The organism is Pseudomonas sp. 8(2025), from assembly GCF_052665325.1.
This window is the reverse complement of record NZ_JBQOIE010000057.1, coordinates 1-323: the sequence shown is the minus strand read 5'-3', so window position 1 is coordinate 323 and position 323 is coordinate 1. Positions and strand designations below refer to the sequence as shown.

The window sequence follows — 323 nt, the reverse complement described above, 5'->3', positions numbered from 1 at the left end:
CAATGACAAACGAGCGGACGAGCAAGCCCTCTCCTACATCGGCCTCTACGTCAAGCCCCAACACCAACCCACCATCCTACGCTGCACCACCGCCAACCAAGGATGGACCGCCCTGCAACGAATCTTTGCCGCCAAGTCTTTCGCCCGCAAGCTCCAACTTCGTCGCGAGCTCACCTCTCTCAAGATGGCCACCAACGAAACCGTCACCGCCTTCACCAACCGCGCAAAAGCCCTCCAAGATCAACTACGCTCCGCCGGCCACGACGTCGACGACTTCGATGTGGCGTGCCAAGTTCTCGCCGGCCTCCCTCCCTCCTTCGACA

Annotated in this window: 1 protein-coding gene; it reads left to right on the top strand. The window is 60.7% G+C overall.

Going from position 1 to position 323, the window contains the following annotated elements:
- A partial coding sequence (locus ACUXVH_RS31720) for a hypothetical protein (RefSeq protein ID WP_445496874.1) occupies positions 1 to 323 on the top strand: 323 nt, incomplete at both ends.